The sequence below is a fragment of the Bradyrhizobium sp. 25ACV genome (assembly GCF_054863005.1).
Genome location: NZ_JAVAYO010000156.1, coordinates 1 through 254, shown reverse-complemented (window position 1 = coordinate 254; position 254 = coordinate 1). Strand labels below are relative to the sequence as shown.

At 63.8% G+C, this 254-nt stretch carries 1 pseudogene; it reads right to left on the bottom strand.

Features of this window, described 5'->3' with window-relative positions:
- Positions 1-254: pseudogene (gene groEL / locus RAD04_RS38965) on the bottom strand (chaperonin GroEL); the annotation flags it as partial.

Here is a 254-nt window from a genome sequence, read left to right as displayed (position 1 = left end):
TCCTCGATCTGCGCCTTGATCTGGGCCACGCGCGCCTCGATGTCGGCCTTCTTGCCGGCGCCGTTGACGATCGTGGTGTTCTCCTTGTCGATCATCACCTTCTTGGCGCGACCGAGCATGTTGAGCGTGACGTTCTCGAGCTTGATGCCGAGATCTTCCGAGATCGCCTGGCCGCCGGTCAGGATCGCGATGTCCTGCAGCATGGCCTTGCGGCGATCGCCGAAGCCCGGAGCCTTGACGGCCGCGACCTTCAG